17 protein-coding genes are annotated in these 17373 nt (G+C 56.8%); 5 read left to right on the top strand and 12 right to left on the bottom strand.

Annotation, left to right across the window (positions count from 1 at the left end):
• From DSM3645_RS18985 to DSM3645_RS18965, 5 genes are all read right to left on the bottom strand, one after another.
• On the bottom strand, positions 1 to 915 hold the full coding sequence (locus DSM3645_RS18985) for a dihydrodipicolinate synthase family protein (protein WP_002653913.1): 915 nt from the start codon (positions 913 to 915) through the stop codon (positions 1 to 3).
• Between the two features lie 99 nt (positions 916 to 1014).
• Complete coding sequence (locus DSM3645_RS18980; protein WP_002653912.1) at positions 1015 to 2136, bottom strand: sialidase family protein; 1122 nt, start codon at positions 2134 to 2136, stop codon at positions 1015 to 1017.
• A gap of 96 nt (positions 2137 to 2232) precedes the next feature.
• Entirely contained in the window at positions 2233 to 3054 is an 822-nt protein-coding gene (locus tag DSM3645_RS18975; RefSeq protein WP_002653911.1) for an SDR family NAD(P)-dependent oxidoreductase, read from the bottom strand.
• A gap of 39 nt (positions 3055 to 3093) precedes the next feature.
• Positions 3094 to 4026, bottom strand: a complete 933-nt coding sequence (locus tag DSM3645_RS18970; RefSeq protein ID WP_002653910.1) for a DUF1559 domain-containing protein — start codon at positions 4024 to 4026, stop codon at positions 3094 to 3096.
• 70 nt (positions 4027 to 4096) lie between these two features.
• Positions 4097 to 4789 carry a GntR family transcriptional regulator gene (locus DSM3645_RS18965; RefSeq protein ID WP_002653909.1) on the bottom strand — a complete coding sequence of 231 codons (693 nt, stop codon included), beginning with the start codon at positions 4787 to 4789 and terminating at the stop codon, positions 4097 to 4099.
• Between the two features lie 326 nt (positions 4790 to 5115).
• Between DSM3645_RS18965 and DSM3645_RS18960 the strand changes: the two genes are divergently transcribed.
• A complete protein-coding gene (locus DSM3645_RS18960; protein WP_002653907.1) occupies positions 5116 to 5607 on the top strand; it encodes a hypothetical protein in 492 nt (163 codons plus the stop codon).
• 100 nt (positions 5608 to 5707) lie between these two features.
• Complete coding sequence (locus DSM3645_RS18955) at positions 5708 to 6676, top strand: mannonate dehydratase (RefSeq protein WP_002653906.1); 969 nt, start codon at positions 5708 to 5710, stop codon at positions 6674 to 6676.
• A gap of 786 nt (positions 6677 to 7462) precedes the next feature.
• Here the strand turns inward: DSM3645_RS18955 and odhB are convergent.
• The 5 genes from odhB to DSM3645_RS18935 form a co-directional block, all read right to left on the bottom strand.
• Positions 7463 to 8695, bottom strand: a complete 1233-nt coding sequence (gene odhB, locus DSM3645_RS18950; protein WP_002653905.1) for a 2-oxoglutarate dehydrogenase complex dihydrolipoyllysine-residue succinyltransferase — start codon at positions 8693 to 8695, stop codon at positions 7463 to 7465.
• Positions 8696 to 8752: 57 nt separating this feature from the next.
• Complete coding sequence (locus tag DSM3645_RS18945; RefSeq protein ID WP_261339704.1) at positions 8753 to 11587, bottom strand: 2-oxoglutarate dehydrogenase E1 component; 2835 nt, start codon at positions 11585 to 11587, stop codon at positions 8753 to 8755.
• A gap of 101 nt (positions 11588 to 11688) precedes the next feature.
• Entirely contained in the window at positions 11689 to 12057 is a 369-nt protein-coding gene (locus tag DSM3645_RS31925) for an SPW repeat domain-containing protein (RefSeq protein ID WP_002653903.1), read from the bottom strand.
• Between the two features lie 13 nt (positions 12058 to 12070).
• A complete protein-coding gene (locus DSM3645_RS18940) occupies positions 12071 to 12742 on the bottom strand; it encodes a vitamin K epoxide reductase family protein (protein WP_002653902.1) in 672 nt (223 codons plus the stop codon).
• 26 nt (positions 12743 to 12768) lie between these two features.
• Positions 12769 to 13851, bottom strand: coding sequence for an NAD-dependent epimerase/dehydratase family protein (locus tag DSM3645_RS18935; RefSeq protein ID WP_002653901.1), 1083 nt, complete (start codon positions 13849 to 13851; stop codon positions 12769 to 12771).
• A gap of 167 nt (positions 13852 to 14018) precedes the next feature.
• Between DSM3645_RS18935 and DSM3645_RS18930 the strand changes: the two genes are divergently transcribed.
• Positions 14019 to 14477: a hypothetical protein gene (locus DSM3645_RS18930; RefSeq protein WP_002653900.1), complete on the top strand. Its 459-nt coding sequence runs from the start codon at positions 14019 to 14021 to the stop codon at positions 14475 to 14477.
• A gap of 75 nt (positions 14478 to 14552) precedes the next feature.
• Here DSM3645_RS18930 and DSM3645_RS18925 read toward each other — a convergent pair whose 3' ends face one another.
• A complete protein-coding gene (locus DSM3645_RS18925) occupies positions 14553 to 15500 on the bottom strand; it encodes an NAD(P)-dependent alcohol dehydrogenase (RefSeq protein ID WP_040352802.1) in 948 nt (315 codons plus the stop codon).
• Between the two features lie 72 nt (positions 15501 to 15572).
• Positions 15573 to 15803: a hypothetical protein gene (locus DSM3645_RS18920; protein WP_002653898.1), complete on the bottom strand. Its 231-nt coding sequence runs from the start codon at positions 15801 to 15803 to the stop codon at positions 15573 to 15575.
• Between the two features lie 290 nt (positions 15804 to 16093).
• Between DSM3645_RS18920 and DSM3645_RS18910 the strand changes: the two genes are divergently transcribed.
• Positions 16094 to 16387: a hypothetical protein gene (locus DSM3645_RS18910; protein ID WP_002653896.1), complete on the top strand. Its 294-nt coding sequence runs from the start codon at positions 16094 to 16096 to the stop codon at positions 16385 to 16387.
• Positions 16388 to 16567: 180 nt separating this feature from the next.
• Positions 16568 to 17365: a TrmH family RNA methyltransferase gene (locus DSM3645_RS18905; protein ID WP_002653895.1), complete on the top strand. Its 798-nt coding sequence runs from the start codon at positions 16568 to 16570 to the stop codon at positions 17363 to 17365.
• Positions 17366 to 17373: the final 8 nt, after the last annotated feature.

The following is a 17373-nucleotide window of genomic DNA, read 5'->3' as shown; positions in this document are numbered from 1 at the left end:
TCAACGGGGAGCTTCGCAAGCGAATGCTTCACTCGAGAGCGCTTGTTGTACGATCGGCAAGCTGCGAAATCGCTCTTGCTCTGCCGGCGAAAGCAGTCGGAGCGGCTTGGGCGCCATTCGGCCTGGGATGCCGCGCAGATTGAGAAGTTCGGAGGTCGTGGAAAAAATCGATGCGTCGATCGATTGCATGGCGGCCAGCAACTCGTTGAATTGATTTTGAATTTGCGTGACGGCGAGCCAGTCTCTTTTACCGAGCGCGGTTTGCATGTCGCGAATCCAGTGCGGCGCGAACCCAAAGACGCCGTCCAAATGCTCGCGGACGCCTGCTTTTAGCAAGACATCCAAAATCGTCGGCTGCGCGATGATCACGCGAAACTGATCCGATTGCAACGCCAACAAGGGACGGCTTTGGGCGAAGTCATCAGAACATTTGATTCCGTGGATATTCGGGTGTTCGCTCAACTTCAGCACCGTGCTGATTTCTAATTTCGTCCCCGTCAGTCGCGGAAGATCATACAAGAACAGCGGCTTCTTGCTGGCGTCGGCCAGATCGGTGAAATAATCGATCAGCTCCGCTTGGGTATATTTCAAGAAATAGGGAGAGACGATCACGAGGCCATCGACGGGAAGATTCTCTACCGCGCGGATGCGGGCCAACGTGGTCGACGTACCGGTATCTCCCACTCCCACCAATAATTCGGCCCGCTCGTTGCCGATTCGAACGCTTTCGGCGACCAACTGCAGATACGTTTCCATCGACAGTACTTGCATGAAACCCATGGTCCCAGCGACCAGGAGGCTGTCGATGCCGTTGTCCAGTTGATCTTCGATGTGCGCTTCAAGGCCCGCGACGTGGATCGCATCGTCGTCGGAAAGCGGGGTACAGAGTGCGGTGATAAACTTCGTTGCTGACATGCGAACCCTGACACTAGAAATAAATCGTGAGGTAGATAGCGGGAATTTCTTCAATAAAAGCCAACGTCGCAAATGGATGAAGACTTGCAGCAGGCGGTTCTATTTGCCGTAGAACCAGTCGACGTTCATTCGAGCCAAGTGCACGCCATCGTTGGCGTGGTAGGCGATCAACGCCGTACCGTCCTCCAAAAACTCGACGCATTGATATCCAAGATCATTTCCAGGTTCTTTCACGATGTTCCGCTGAAGGATAAACGTCTCCCCTTCATCCTTGGAAATCGCGCTCGTGAGCGTCGAGCGGACCGGCACCTTGGGATCTGATTTCAGCGCAGAGCGTTCGCTGATCCAGACGAACAGCAAATCGCCGGTAGAAGGAATCCGCCGCACGGTCGGCAGACCGGCGTACGGCATTTTCAACGCCGGGATCATCTTACCTTGCGACCAGGTTTCGCCGCGATCGGTCGAAAAGGCTTTGACGGGATGCCCGCTGTAGCTGCGAGCAAACATCATCAGCCGTCCATCGCGCAGTTCGACCGCATCCGCTTCTTGAACATCGATTTTTCTCGACTCGTACAAGTCGACCACATTTTTGCTCGGATACCAGCTATAGCCCTGATCGTCAGAGTAGAAGACGAGACCAACATAGCCGTTGTGATCTTGCGAACTGGGGAGATATTTTTTGGTTTCGGCGACGGCAATAATTCGGCCATCTTCCAGAGTGAGCAGCTTATCGTTGTGAATCAGCGTGTAGCCGGAATAAGGCGTCAACGGAAATTGCTCGCCCCACGTCGCTCCATCGTCGGTACTGCGTCGATACAGAGTCACCGCATAGTAGGGCTTGGTCGGGTGCGTCGTGTAGTTATATGACAACAGCAGATCGCCGTTGGTCAATCGCAGCAAACTTGGATGGTTGAACCGGCCGGGATCGGGCGACACCGGTTGCGGGACTAATATTTTCGCTTCGGTCCAGGTTCGTCCTTGATCGGTCGAACTCTTCGCGACGATGCCTCCCTCGGGGCCGTATTCGGTGTAGCAAAACAGGAGCGAGCCATCTTTCCGCTGGACCATGTCTCCATTGATGCCGCGATACCCGCGCGGCTTGTTCGGCTTGACGACCAAGTGAACGTCTTCGATCGCTTCAGCCGCTTGGATCGCAGCCGGCAGACCGGCGCCGCCTGTTACAATTCCGATTGCAACGACGATTATCAGCAAGGGTTTCATGACAAAGGCTCTCTGGCGGGTTGAAGTCTCAAAGTTGTTTCGAGGGAGGGAACGTCGAGCAAAACTCGTCATCAAGTTAGCAGGGCGCCGCCGTGATTAACCGTGCGTCGGGTAATCTTCCGGAAACTGACGACGCTTGAACGAATAAGGGGAGCATTGGTGAAACCAACCGCCGTCGATTTCGATGCAAGTTCCAGTGATGTAGGCCGAGTCGGGACCCGCCAAGGAGACGATGCTGCGGGCAATCTCCGCCGGTGTTCCGTAGCGCTGAAGCGGGATCATCTGCTCCACCGCCTGACGAAGATCGGCCGAGAGCGAATCACCGTCGGCAGCGACATATTGATCGTTCAAGCTGGTGTCGATCGCGCCCAAGTTGACCGCCAGCACGCGTACGCCGGAGGGCCCATACAGCGTCGCCAACTCGTAAGTCAACGCGTCGAGACCTCCCTTGGCGGCGATGTAAGCAGGACTGACGCCGGCGGCGAACTTGGATTGAATGCTGGAAACGTTGATGATCACCCCTTGCCGGCGCAATTCCATATGCGGAGCGGCCGCTTGGGCGAGAAACGCCGGCGCGGTCAAACAAACGCGAATCGTTTTCTCCCACGACTCCCGAGAGATCGACTTCATGGTCGTCACGTCGCGCCATGCCGCGTTGTTGACCAGTACGTCGATCCGCCCAAATTTCTCCACACAATCGCGGACCGCGTGTTGAGCAAAGTCTAAATCGCCCAGGTCGCCGATCGCGGTGGCCACAGATCGGCCCTGATTTTCAATCGCGCTGACGGTGTCCGCCAACGCCGCAGCGTCGATGTCTAACAGAAAGCAGTCGTAGCCGCGTGCGGCGAACTCCAGCGAGGTCGCGGCGCCAATGCCGCCTGCGGCTCCGGTAATCAATACGGTCGGCGCGTCCGTCATTCAGGCCTCTTTTCCGTCCATTGATCCGATCGATTCACCTTAGAACTGCTCCAACACTTCTCCGCCATTTCGAGTGGTGAGCCCTGATAGCAGCGTTTGATCGATCGTTTCGGGCAGGAACCGAACCGAACCATCCGCGAGGGCGAAATGAGCGCCGCCAGGGTGGTAGCTCGAGAATCCCTGAGGGCGCCAGGCAAAAGTTCCGCCGCCGGGCACTGTAAAGGGGCCGTTGATCCCGGTGGACGTATCCAGGGTGTTGTAAACAGCGTAGCTATTCGCGTTGTACGTGGTCGAACTGCTGCTGGTCGCCTGATTAGGATCGCCGGTCACTTCGCCGACGAATAGAGTATTAGAAGTCCCGTCGATGATGTCGCGAAAGTTGGTTTTCGATAACGCGTAAAAGACTCCATTGCCATCAGAACGGGGACGCACTCCCACGGTTCCCGAAGAATTGCAGCGCCAGTCGCGCGAGTCCGCGACGCCGGCCATATCGGAGCGCGGAACGGCGTCAATAGCGCCTGAAAACGCCGGATTCACCATCGTATCGGCCTGCGGATTCGAGACGCACAAGTATACAGGAACCGGCCCCAATGCGGTCTCCGGGTCATAATTCGCTTGCGTTTGGATCGGCGCCGCGACATTAAAATTCACCGCATCGTAGCGTGCGTTTTGCTCAAGAAAGGGCAACGTATGAACGCCCCATGAGAAGAAGTGCGTGCCCGTAAAACCGCTGCAGCCGCCGCTGATTCCGCTGCCCAGCGGAAACGTTAGATGCGTGTCATGATAGTTATGCAGGGCGAGCCCCACTTGCTTGAAATTCGCCGAACAAGACAATCGTCGCGCGGCCTCGCGAGCCTGCTGGACGGCCGGTAACAACAGTGCAATCAGCACGCCGATAATAGCGATAACTACCAATAGTTCGACCAACGTAAAGGCGCTGCGTCGAGTTTTCGATCGGTTTCTACTTGGCATCGCGATACCCTCAGGGAAGAGAAAATTAAGAATTGAAAAGGTATAGATGGAGTTCAAAATTCCTTAAAACTCAGCTTTCGTCACGTTGATTGCCGCCGAGCGCATTCTGCAAAAGGCCTTTGGTACGAGCGATGTGCCGTCGCAACAGGTCGGAAGCGGATTTGATATTGCCGTCGTTCAGGTCGGCCAGGATCTGGCGGTGCTCTTGAATCACGCCGATCTCTTGCTGCATCCGAACGTCGTCCGGCACCGGCGCTAGAAAATAAATATGCTGCGCCGAATGAGAAAACATCTTGACCAGAATCTCGTTCTTCGAGAGTTCCAGCAATTTCTGATGAAAGAGAAAGTCGGACTCGCAAAACCCCATGGTTAATCCAGAGTGATGCAGGTCCTCCATCGTGTCGCAGATCTTATGCAGTTGGGTTAGATCCTTCCGCGGCGCGCCAGGAGCAAAGGAGACATCGATCGCGCCTAACTCCAGGACGATCCGCGCGTCGATCAACTCCTCGTACCGAATTTCTTCTAGCGTCGGCACGAAAAAGCCGCCAGTCGTCCGCCGCGTCAATAGACCGTCGTGCGCCAGCAGGGCCATCGCCTCTCGCAAAGCGGCCCTTTGGGCGCCGAGCCGCTGTGACCACTCCACTTCGGCCAGCCGACTCCCGACGGGAATCTGGCCGCACACGAGCATCTTGCGAAGCGCGGAATAGCACTTTCCGCTCGCGTTCATCAAAACAGGTTGGTCAGAGCGTTTTTCAGTAATCATGTCTGTTACCCTACTATTCAATGAGTACAAAAACAAGCTTTTTTTGAACCCAACTTTAAAGAACTTCCAATTTCAAAATTTTCTGGCAAGGCCTGCATGCTCGCCTAGGAATCGAGCGATATGCACGACCCCAAGAGGGATCACCAGCCGATAATACCGCAATTCAGCATTCCAATCCCATCGAGCTTCCGCGTCGACCTGCAAGAATGCGTACATTTTTTGATTGATTTTGTGCTCCATTATGAGTTAACCTAGAAACCGCCATAAATTGGGCTTTTCATTTCTCATGGGCGTTGATCTTCACTTTTCATCTGGGGACGTTCTGTATGCGCAAGCAATTCCCTCTCTTCAGCCTGGTAGTGCTCGTTGGGCTGTGGACATTCTTCTTAGGCGGTTGTGCGAATGAAGCGGGACTTGAGCGACGGATCGTCGCTGGTCGCGTCACCTATCAGGGGAAGCCGATCGAGTCAGGAGAGATTCGCTTTGTTCCCACCAGCAAGGGCCCCGTTTCGGCCGCATTGATTCGCAACGGCGATTACGAGGTGACCCACCGCGGAGGCGTCATGCTGGGTAACGCCAAAGTAGAAATCGTCATCACTTCCAACGCAGCGCCAGTGAGCATCGAAGAACTCGACAACCATCAATCGCCCCCTAGCGGCGGCGTCCTCCCGAAAAAATATGGCGCCGAGTCAACACTGCGCGTGGATGTTCAACAAGGTCCTGGGAAACAGACGCTCGACTTTGATTTGACCAAAAAATCTGCCGCGGCAACTCCAGCTTCCATTTGCCCGGCGGCCCGATTAGCGAACCTCTGCTAACTCACCACTGCAGGCGACATGCGTCTGCTGCCAGCTTCGCTTGAATCGCTGTGCTGAATCTCTACCGGACGTGACAATCCCGCTCTACGAAAGCCCAAGAATGCAATTGACGTCCGTCGTCACTCCGCTCTCTGACGAAAACCTGGCCCGCGTGGCGCAGCTGGGCGTAACCAACGTCGCGATCCGTTACCCAGGTCCGCACTTGGACGATCTGCTCGCGATCCAAGAGCGCCTGAGTCGGTTTGGATTGCAGATCGCCGCGGTTGAAGGAGAGCTGCCGATCCAGAACGCGATTCTAGGGACGGCGAGTCGAGATGACGACTTGGCGCAGATGAAACAACTTCTCGTGAATCTGGGCAGCGCGCAGATCGGCGTCTGCTGCTACAACTTTATGCCGGCCTCCGATTGGGTCCGGACGGGAAGCCAAACGCAAGAACGCGGGGGCGCTTGGACAACTTCGTTCCGTCTGGCCGACGCCGACCAAGCAGCTTCGTTGCATGCCGTCTCCAGCACGCATACCGGCGCAGCCGTCACGCGCGAACAAATGTGGGAGAATCTGCGGTCCTTCTTAGCCGAACTGCTGCCGATTGCCGAAAAGTCAGGCGTCGCATTGGCGATGCACCCCGACGATCCGCCGCTGGCCGCTTTCGGCCAGCACGCGCGGATCATGAACAGCTTGAACGACTTCGAGCGATTGCTGGAGCTCTCTTCCAGCCCCAGCAACGGCATCTGCTTTTGCCAGGGAACGTTCGCTGTAATGGGAGTCGATATCCCCGGCACGATCCGTAAGCTGGGAGATCGCATTCGCTATGTGCACTTCCGCGACTCGCACGGAACGGCGGACGACTTTACCGAAGCGTTTCATGACAATGGCCCGACCGATATGGTCGCCGCGATGCACGCCTATCACGACATCGGCTTCCAAGGCCCCATTCGACCCGATCACGTCCCTCAATTGGCTGGCGAAGAAGAGGGCGATCCCGGCTATACGATGCTCGCGAGATTCTTCGCCTTTGGCTATATCCGAGCGCTGATGCAAAGCGCCGAATATGGCTTGCAGCGCCGATAACGCCTAGGGTGGTCGCGATTGTTGGGTGCGGTCAGTCAGCTTTGCGGCCGCATGGCGCGGCATCTTGTCGCTAAAGCAACCCAACCAATCTTGGACAAACTGGTCGGGCCACCCGGTGATCGCGGCAAAGATTGCCGCTTGCTCATCTGCTCAAATTTCGGGGACAATGCTGCTCCTCGTCCCGGCGTCTGATCCATCACCCAGGACGTAAGTTTTCTAGCCTCTTGGTTTGGGACGAGCTGAAAAGTTCCCGCGCGGAGAGGGAGCCGCGGCGATTGGCAGGCTCTGGTGCGCCAGACGCCCCCCCTAGGCAAGATGGGCAATTTTCAAAAAACGAGCAGCGGTCCGGTCCAACCGGTAACCCCGCAGGGCAGGCCTTGGTCGGCCGCACCGCAAAAAGCGCCCAACTTAACCCACAGGCAATTTGGGCAAGTTTTCAGAAAAAATTGAGCAGTCCAGTCCGCCCTAGTAGGCCGATGTCGAATGTCAAAACCAGACTGACCAACACCCGATCTCCAGACTCAAAAAAACGGGGTCCAGTCCGGTCCAGTCTCTGGCATTTCGAAATAGAGGCCGCACTCCCTCGGCCTGCGCATTCGGGCTCGTGTTGGATTGGTTCGCCGTTGGATCGAAAAATGAATCGGTCCGGTCCTGAACTGAGGATGTCGCTGGGGATGGAGAACGCCACGACTTACCAAACTTTGGCCCGCAAGAAATGACAAACGGCGGCAACGCTTGTGCGCTGCCGCCGTGTCGGTATCGAATAAGGAGTCGCTGTTGGCGTTACTACGCTTCCAACAACATCCGGGCCGGTTCTTCGATTGCGTCGCAAATCCGCTTCAGGGTCATGACCGCTTCGCGGCCGTCGACCATGCAGTGATCGTAGGTCAGCGCCAAGTACATCATCGGGCGAATCACGACCTGACCGTCGCGAGCGACGGGGCGTTCTTCGATCGTATGCATGCCGAGCACGCCGCTTTGGGGCGGATTGACGATCGGTGTCGACATCAGCGAGCCGTAGACGCCGCCGTTGGTGATCGTGAACGTACCGCCAGAAAGTTCGGCGGCGCTCAAGCGGTTTTCGTTGGCGCGGGCGGCGAAGTCGGCGATCGCCAGTTCGATCTCAGCAAAACGCATCCGTTCGGCGTTCCGCAGGACCGGCACGACCAGGCCCTTTTTGCTGCCGATCGCGACGCCGACGTGGTAGTAGTCGCGATAGACGATTTTGTCGCCGTCACGAATTTCGGCGTTCAAAGCCGGTTGTTGCTTCAGCGCGTCGATCGTCGCTTTGATAAAGAACGACATGAAGCCCAGCTTGACGCCCCATTGATCGAGGAACCATTGGCCATATTTTTTGCGCAGCGCCATCACGTTGGTCATATCGACCTGGTTGAACGTGGTCAGCAACGCGGCGTTGTGTTGGGCGCTTTTCAGCGTCTCGGCGATGCGGCGGCGGATCAGCGGCATCGGCACGATCTTTTCGCCCGCTTGCGGCGCCAGGCTCGTTTCGGCTCGCGGCGCAAGCTGTTGGCTCTTGGCCGGAGCAGGCGGCGCCTTCTTCGGCTCTTCGGCCTTGGCCGGGGCGGGCGCGTGCTTCACTTCCGATTCGCCGTTGCTGCTGGCGGACGGCTTGGCCGGCGTCGACGACGAATTGATGATCGTCGGACGAGACGCTTTCCCACGGCCCGAGGTAGCGGCCGGCGCCGGCGTCGGAGCAGGCTTTTCGACTTCGGCGGCGGCCGGTTTCTCGGCTGGTGCGGCGGCCGGGGCCGCAGCGGCGGCGCCATCATCCAAAATGCCGATCACTTCACCGACGGTGACCAGATCTCCTTCACGCTTGAAGATCTCGCGCAAGACCCCTTTGGCGGGAGCAGGCATTTCCATCGAAGCCTTGTCGGTTTCCAGCTCAACCAGAGACTCGTCTTCATTGACTTCGTCCCCTTCTTTCTTCATCCAGCGGCCGATTTGAACCTCTTGGATCGACTCTCCCGCTTCGGGAACTTTGAGTTCAATGCTCATTGGTTTGTTTAGTTATCTAAATTGGCTATAGGTGTGGAAGGTGATTATTTGACGCGGTTAGTCGGCGAATGCTCGCTCGAGCAGATCCGCCTGTTCCCAAAGGTGAGCGCTTTTCGAACCGGTCGCAGGACTTGCCGAACGGGGGCGCCCCACCACGTTCAGTTCATGGTCGTCGATGCGATGTCCCGTAAATCGAGTCGCCCAGTGCGGCCAGGCGCCCATGTTGAGCGGCTCTTCCTGGACCCAAGTCACCGGGCAATCGGCGGCGTAGTCTTTCAGCGCGTCGGTAAACTTACCGGTGCGCAGCGGATGCAGCATTTCGATCCGCAAGATCGCCACGTCGTCAAGCTGATGCTCGTTACGGTAAGAGTCCAACTCGTAGTAGAGCTTGCCGGTGCACAGCAGCACGCGGCGCACCTTGGCCGGATCGCAAGTTTCGTCCGGCAGAATCGGTTTGAATTCTCCCTCGGCCAATTCGGTCAACGACGAAACGGCGGAAGGATGACGCAACAGGCTCTTCGGCGTGAAGATGACCAGCGGCTTGCGCCACAATCGCAACGTCTGGCGACGAAGCAAGTGGAAGTACTGGGCCGGAGTCGACGGGTAAGCGACCTGGATGTTGTCTTCGGCACCGATCGCCAGAAAACGTTCCAGACGGCCGCTGGAGTGCTCGGGCCCTTGTCCTTCGTAACCGTGCGGCAGCAACATCACGATGCCGCTCAGCCGGTTCCATTTGTCTTCGGCGCCCGAGATGAATTCGTCAATGATCACTTGGGCGCAGTTGCCAAAGTCGCCGAACTGAGCTTCCCAAGCGACCAGCGCCTCGGGGAAGTCCAAGCTATAACCATAGTCAAAGCCGAGAACGCCAACTTCGCTGAGCGGGCTATTGACCAGTTCGACCGGCGCTTGATCGCCGGACAACTTCGAGAAGATGTTATGCGTCTTGCCGGTGACGACGTCATGCAACACGCCATGCCGTTGGCTGAAGGTGCCGCGCTGAGCGTCTTGCCCCGACAAGCGGACGCGGCGCCCGGCCATCGACAGGCTCGCGAACGCCAGCGCTTCGGCCGACGCCCAGTCGAGCGGACGCTTCCCGTCTCCCATAGCGCGTCGCGCTTCCATTTGGCGGGTCAGCTTCCGATGCAGATGGAACCCCTTGGGGATCTCGGTCAGTTTGACCAGCATCTTCGACAGCTTTTCGACCGGCATGCCGGTGTCTGGATCGTCTTCACCGACTTCCGGCTGCGGGCCGCCAAAGTAGCCTTTCCAAACGTTTTGCGGATGACGATCGTCTTGGACAAGTTCTTTGCCGATCTCGTATTCGGTCTGCAAGAATTCGTGATGCTGGGTGAGCATCTCGTCCGCTTCTTGAACCTCGAACTGCCCCAGCTCGACCAGATTGTCAAGGAAGCGATCGCGAATCGAACGGTGATGTTCGATCGCTTGATAAAGCAGCGGCTGCGTGAAGCTCGGTTCGTCCGTTTCGTTGTGACCGAAGCGACGGAAGCAATACATGTCGATCACGACGTCACGCTGATGCGTACGACGGAATTCCAACGCCAGCGAAACCACCTGCGACACCGCCGCCGGGTTTTCGCCGTTCACATGAAAAATCGGCGACTGCAACATGCGCGCGACGTCGGTCGCATAGATCGTCGAACGCGAATCGTGCGGTTGCGTCGTAAAGCCGAGCTGATTGTTGACGATCACATGCAGCGTTCCGCCGGTGCGATAGCCATGCAGCTGACTCAAGTTCAACGTTTCCTGAACGACCCCTTCGCCGGCGAAAGCCGCGTCGCCGTGGATCAACACAACGGCGCCCATTTGGCGTTCGGTATCGCCGCGGCGATCCTGCTTGGCGCGCATGCGGCCCAAAGCGACCGGATCGACATACTCCAAGTGGCTCGGGTTGAAGCAGAGCGAAACGTGGACCTTTTTGCCCGAAGCGGCCACATAGTCGCCGCTGGCGCCCATGTGATACTTCACGTCGCCGCCGCCGATATGACGCTTGGGATCGGCGTCTTCAAATTGCGAGAAGATCTCACGCGGAGGCTGCCGGATCACGTTGGCCAACACGCTAAGACGACCACGATGCGGCATCGCCAACACGAGCTCGCTGATCCCTTGTTCGGCGAAACCATGGATCGCCAGGTCGAGCAGCGGAATCAAGGTCTCGGAGCCTTCGAGCGAGAAGGTCTTGGCGCCGAGGTATTTTTTGCGAACGAATTCTTCAAACACCATCGCTTCGGTCAAACGCTGCAGAATTCTGCGCTGCGTGTCGCGGCCGAGCGACGAGTCGCGATCGTCCCCTTCGACTTCTTCAATCAGCCAACGCCGGACGACATGGTCGTCGATGTGCTGCAACTGGATACCGACGTCGCCGCAATAGACGCGCTGCATCCGCTCGAACAGCTCACGCACGGTCGTCAGGATGGTCTCGCCGTCGCGATCGACATAGACCGAGCGATCCAGGTCGCTCTCTTTGATATTAAACTGGTCCGGCGACAGCGGCGGCGCCGGCGTGGTCGTCAGCCCCAGCGGATCGAGCCGAGAGTGCAAGTGACCGTAAGCCCGGAACGCTGTGATCATGCGATCGACGCAAAATTGCAGCAGCGCATCAGCCCCGACCGCCGCATCCCCAGCGGACGCGGCATGGTCGCCGTTGACCGCGACCGGAGCACCGGTCGGGTTGAACATGCTGGAGGTCGTGATCGGCGGGGCCAGGTTGGTGAACGCTTCTGCGTCGCCGTTGGCCTGCGGCAATTTCCCAAACCATTCGCGCCAGTCATCCGGAACGCTGTTGGGATCCTCCCGGTAGGCGTCTAGCAGCTCCGCTGCGTAGGCCATGTTTTGAACATCAATGTCAAGACGTTTCGAAAGTGGAGTGCGCATTGGTCGGGTTGTTCCCGTGTAGTGGTGAAGCCTTGAAGGAAGGTGCGCGACGATGTCTTACGGTAAGCCGTGTCGTAGGTAAGCCGGTCGTTTTCGGTAATTCAGTCTTTTGGTGATAAGGAGTTCGCTGAATCGGAGTACCAAAACCGGGGAGGATAGGCTGCGTGATTCGGAACTAGCGCGAACATCAGCAACAACAGTCCTACGACAATCTCGTTTTGCATTCCTGGTCCAGGGGACCCTTCCAATCCGAAACGCCCAAAGCCGATTAGCCAGATTGCCACGACCGCCGTGAACAAGTGTGCATGTCTTGTCGGTCGCCAATAGGATAACAGCGAAGCGCCGCCAACGCAGATGGCCGTCACGTAGTCGTTCCACCAAAGTGCGCGTGCGCTATCGGAATGATGAAATATAAACGGACTAGCCGCCAGCCAACAAGACAACATAAATTCAACAACACGGGCCCACATGATCGCCTCCGGGTTATTTGGACAGTGCGTCAGGCGAAATCGAACCCGAAATCGTCCCTACCATTTCGAGTGCGGCCTCATCTGCGGCCTTCTCTGGAAAACCCCATAAGGCTCGCCAAACGATTTTGCGACTTTTCGTCTTTTTCCAAACTAGAGCGAGATACTTCAGCGAAACGTAGACTTCGTCGTAGGCCATCACGACAAGCACGAGGGAAATCAGGGCCGTCACCAGGCAAAGAAAACACCAATTCCCAACAATTGTCGCTTGACAGATCACCAAGATCCCGCTGACCAGACCCAGCGGAATCACGTCGATTCCGAACAAGATCACTAGCCAAGGGCGATATTGCCAACGCCGCGTTGACCCGGCCAGGCCGAAGATCGCGTCGCCCAAGTAGGCGATCGCGCCCAAAATCGCGTCGGGCACACCCAGCCAAAGGTGCATTTTTTTCGCCACGTCCGAGTCGAGCACCTGTTTGCTTTGATCCCCGAATGCGGGATCCCACACGTCGCCGATCAGTCTCCACTGGTACAGCCCCATGTGAGTCGCCAACAAAAAGGCGATAAACGCCAACACGCAAATCGGCAATCGCTGCGACCACGCCGACGGATTGTACGAATAGGGGCTGACCCGCACCTCCAGATCGGCTGATTCCGCCGGGTAACCTTTGAGAGAAGCTGACATCGTGCGTCCCTTCCTTCCGCTGTGGTTCATCTCGAATGCAAATGCTCGACCGGCAGGTGATTGATCTCGTAAAACTTCTGGGGATCGCGTTGCAGCAGTTCAACCATTTGCGGCAGCGTTTCACGCAGGGTATGCCGCGGTTTCCAGCCCAACAGACTTTCGGCCCGACTAATATTGATCGGGTAATTCTGATCGGCCAAGTCGATCATCCACGGTTTGATAAAGGGAGCGTTGTCGCCGCTCGCCCACTGATCTTTCACCCATGCGCCCGCTTTGGCGACCATTTTGGGAATCCGAATCGCAGGCCATTGCTGACCGTGCAACAGTTCGCCGATTCGATCTTGCAGATCGGCGTAGCTCAGCACCTCTTCTTCACCGATCAACAGACGTTCCAGCGGCGGCAACTCGGCACGACGTTCAATCGCGCAGCGGATCGCTGTAACGGTGTCATCCAGATGGATAAATGATTGACCATGATCTTTGTCGCCCGGAAAGAAATAGCTCTCGAGCTGCTTTTCATAGATGCGGCTGATCTGCTGCGTAATCGGCGGCGAGTGCCCTTGTTCGTCATAAGCCCCGGCCAAACGAAGTATGAGGGCGGGTATTCTTCCCCGCTCATGCTCGATGACTTCTTCCGTTTTCAACTTCGACTGAGGGTAGTCCCACTCTGCTTCCAGCGGCGACTGACTCGATAACGGCAGACCACTCTCGGACGACTTCATGACCAGCAGCGTGCTGGAGAAAAGAAACTGCTCGACATCAAACGATTGCAAATGCCGCAAGAGGCTCCGCGTTCCTTCGACGGTCAGCTTTTCATATAGGGGGCTAGGCTCGCCGGAAAAGTCATAATAGGCCGCTAGATGGACGACGCTAGCGAGTTGGCTTCCCCACCGATCGCGAATCGCCTGCAGCGTATCGCTGACGTTGTCGTCATCGGTCAGATCGCATTGTCGCCAATCGACATCGGCTCGATCGCTTGACGGCGGATCAATATCAAGACCGATGACCTGAAAAGAGCTCGCCAGATCGTGGATCACCCGGCTGCCGATCAAACCTGCGCCGCCAGTCACAAGAACCACACGGCGTTCCTCTTTTTTCGTCGCGTCCATACTCATCTTCCTTTCCCTTTCGGAGCAAATAACGAACAATTCTGGTAAGTCGAACTGCGTCTTGTGAAATAAAACACGCAAGTCGGGCGCCGAAGTGGGCCAAGCCGTGCATTTCTCCGCACATTCCACTTGGGAGCAGTTGGTTCTTAGCAAGAGAAGGAACAGTTATGAGAAATGCCGAAGCGACGCCTGATCTGCACCAGGCCTTAGAACAATTTGAAAACATACTAGAAACGCCGGTCGTACCTGGCGAATTGCCCGAATGGTGCCAATCGGCGATGACAAGCTGCGTCGCGGTTCGTCAGTTGCTGCTGCGCAAACTGGACGACCATGTCAGCATCTATCTGCAAATCGAACAGGAAGATCCTTCGCTGGAATCGCACGTGCAGACGATGCGGGAAGAAGACGACACGCTAAGGAGCGAATCAGAGCGTTTTGTGGATGAGTTCACCCGCGCTGCTGCGACGGCCGAAGTCGCTGAGCCGAACGAAAATCTGGTCGAACAATTGGCGGGCGAAATCGCTGACCGCGCTATTCAATTTATTATCGCCGTCCGCAAGCAAGAGCGAGCCGTCGCCACGTGGTACGTCGAATCGTTGGAGCGTGATCGCGGGAACAAGGACTAATCAACGCCCTTGCGGGTCACTCGCCGACATTAGCTTCGGTAATAGAGTTGCTGCACTGCGATGGAGAGTCTCGACTCACTCCGCAACTTGCAGCACAATTTTTCCGACCGCATGTCCATCTTCGCTCTTTCGATGGGCGTCGGCAGCCTGCTCGAGCGGGAAAACTTCGTCGATAATGGTGCGCAACTTCCCCTGCTCGGCCAGACCGTAAATTGCTTGCAGGTCTTTCTTGCGAGAAGTTGCCCAAATAATTCCGCAGCGTCGCCGCTGAAATTTGGAAATCACGGTGAAGGCCGCCGTCTCGGCTGAAGGGAGCGTGGTTGCAAAGCGCCCATTACGGTCGAGCACGCGACAGCAATCGCGATATGACGCTTTACCAACGGCGTCAAAGATCACGTCAAACTTACGATTTGTCTGTGTGAAATCGACCTGGTGATAGTTAATGACGTCATCGGCGCCCAACTCGCGCATCAGCGCTTCGTTTCGTCCACTGCAAACGGCGGTGACAGTCGCGTGATGAATCTTGGCGATTTGAGTTGCAAAGATGCCGACTCCGCCCGAGGCTCCATTCACAAGCACGTTGTCGCCTGGGCGAAGCGAGCAGATGTCAAACAGGGACTGCCAAGCGGTCGACGCCGCCAAAGGAAAGGACGCCGCTTCGAGCGGTGAAAGATTCGCCGGCTTTCGCACAACGCAATCCGCATCGACAGAGATATATTCGGCGTAACCCCCGCCGGGCGCATGATTCGCGTAAGCACAAACTTCTTCTCCCACCGTCCACTGGTTCGTCAGGTTGCCGCCGACCGATTCAATTTCGCCGGCGACATCAAAGCCCAGAACCGCAGGAAATTTAAGCGGTAGTATCCAGCGTAGTTCGCCGTAGCGAATCTTCCAATCGATCGGATTGACGCTCGCCGCTTTGACTCGGATCAACAGTTGATCGGGGCCGACTTCGGGACGGGGCAAGTCCATCAGTTGGAGTCGCGTTGCCGGTCCGTACGCTTGAATGGCGATGCTCTTCACGGGATTGCGTTCTGTAAAAGGTTCATCCTGGGAAGACGCCGCATTGGCTTCGGCCAAGCGAATCGCTGCGAACTATCCAGCGATCATTCTCGCCAAGTGGACAACTCCAGCATAGCTGCGACGCGGATTAACTTCGACCGAGCCCTGGCGAAGCGTTCGATCCAGCGCACGAATTCGACGTTCGCCATCGATTTTGCGTTTGATCTTTTCCGAGCTGCTCCAATTCATTCGAATCGCTTCGCAGCGTGCTTGGATTTCGTCATTCGTCAATTTCGGCATTTCATCGCATAACGAATTAAGCATGGGTTTGCTCCTTCATTGGATAGGGGATCGCGTGTCGTCGAAATTCCTCGTTCGATTTCAAGCTACGGCTCTCCTTAAGCAAGCGTCGTGCCAGGACACGACGTTTCTTGGCTCCCTTCAATTCGTTGGCAATTCTGGCAATCTACAGGACTCACGCAACCCGCAGGCTGATTGTGGGGCATCCACAGCGGTTGAATCGCGTGCAACAATAAACCTTGCCGGTATGCCCTTTGCTTCGTAACCGGCAACTGCTTTCTATTTCCCCCCATTTGCACGGAGGAGTTTTTCGTATGAAGATGGCTCAATCACTGAATCAGGCTGCTCGTTGGGTTGTTGTTGTCGCCGCGACCATTGCGTTGATCGTCGCCTTCTCGCTGCCCAGCGCTGGATTCTTCTCTGCTTCCAGCAGTGACTCGGTCGTTGCTTTCGGTCGTCGCCACGGATGCTGCGGCGCTCGACGCGTTCATCGTCACCGCGGTTACCGCTCTTGCGGTTCGACCGGTTGCGGCGCTTCGTACTCTGCTTGTGGCGCTGGCGGCTGCAATGTTGGCGGCGGCTGCACGATCGGCGGCGGTTGTAACTAACAAGTTGCAACCAACAAGCGCTGAGCGTAGCTCACGCTTCTTGATCGTTCAGCGATCAGAAACGCCGTGAATCATTCAAGGCGGAAGAGGGGGAACAGACAACCGTTTGTTCTCCCTCTTTTTATTTCGAAAACTTTAGCCGAGGTTGATTCCGCAAAAACGAATCGCTGTAATAAGCGGATGAATTTCGAAACATTAGAAAGCCTGAATGATCCGCGACTCTCCCCGTATCGCGGTCTCGCGAATTCGCGGGCCTATCGAGCGACGGGACTATTGATCGCCGAAAGTCGATTTCTCGTCGAGCGGTTGTTGGCCAGTGAGTTGGAAGTCGAATCGTTGCTCGTGGACGATCTCACCAAAGTACCGACGCTGCCGGCCGGCCGCGAAGCGACGCCGATCTATTGCCTGCCGCGTGACCAGCTACAAGAGCTGGTTGGCTTTAATTTCCATCGCGGCGTCATGGCCTGCGCTCGCCGACCTTTACTATCGGACTTGCAGCAAGTCGCCTGGCCGGACCGCGAGCGTCTCACGCTCATGGTCGCCGCACAAGTGGTTGATCCCGAGAATCTCGGCAGTTTGATTCGCGCCGGCAGCGCCTTTGGCGCCGACGCTATCTTGATGGATGATCGCTGCGGCGATCCCTATTCACGCCGCGCGCTGCGCGTCTCGACGGGGCATGCCTTCAAGATTCCGATCGTTGAAACGTCGAACTTGCTAGACCAATTGAATGTCGCCCGGTCGCTCGGCTTTCAGTTGATCGCGACTGTTTTGGACGAGTCGGCGATTCCCCTAAAAAAAGAGACGGCGCGACATGATCGCACCGCCTTGCTGTTTGGCAACGAGGGCTTCGGTCTCGAAGCCGATCTAACCGCAATGGCCGATCGCTGCGTGACGATCCCCATGAGCCGCGGCAGCGATTCGCTCAACGTTTCGATGGCCGCCGGCGTGTTTCTCTATCACTATTGCTACATGCTGTAGCGTTCTCT

This window comes from Blastopirellula marina DSM 3645 (assembly GCF_000153105.1).
Taxonomy (GTDB): Bacteria; Planctomycetota; Planctomycetia; order Pirellulales; family Pirellulaceae; genus Blastopirellula; species Blastopirellula marina.
Note: the sequence above shows the minus strand (reverse complement) of the source record. Positions and strands in the feature narration are given on the sequence as shown.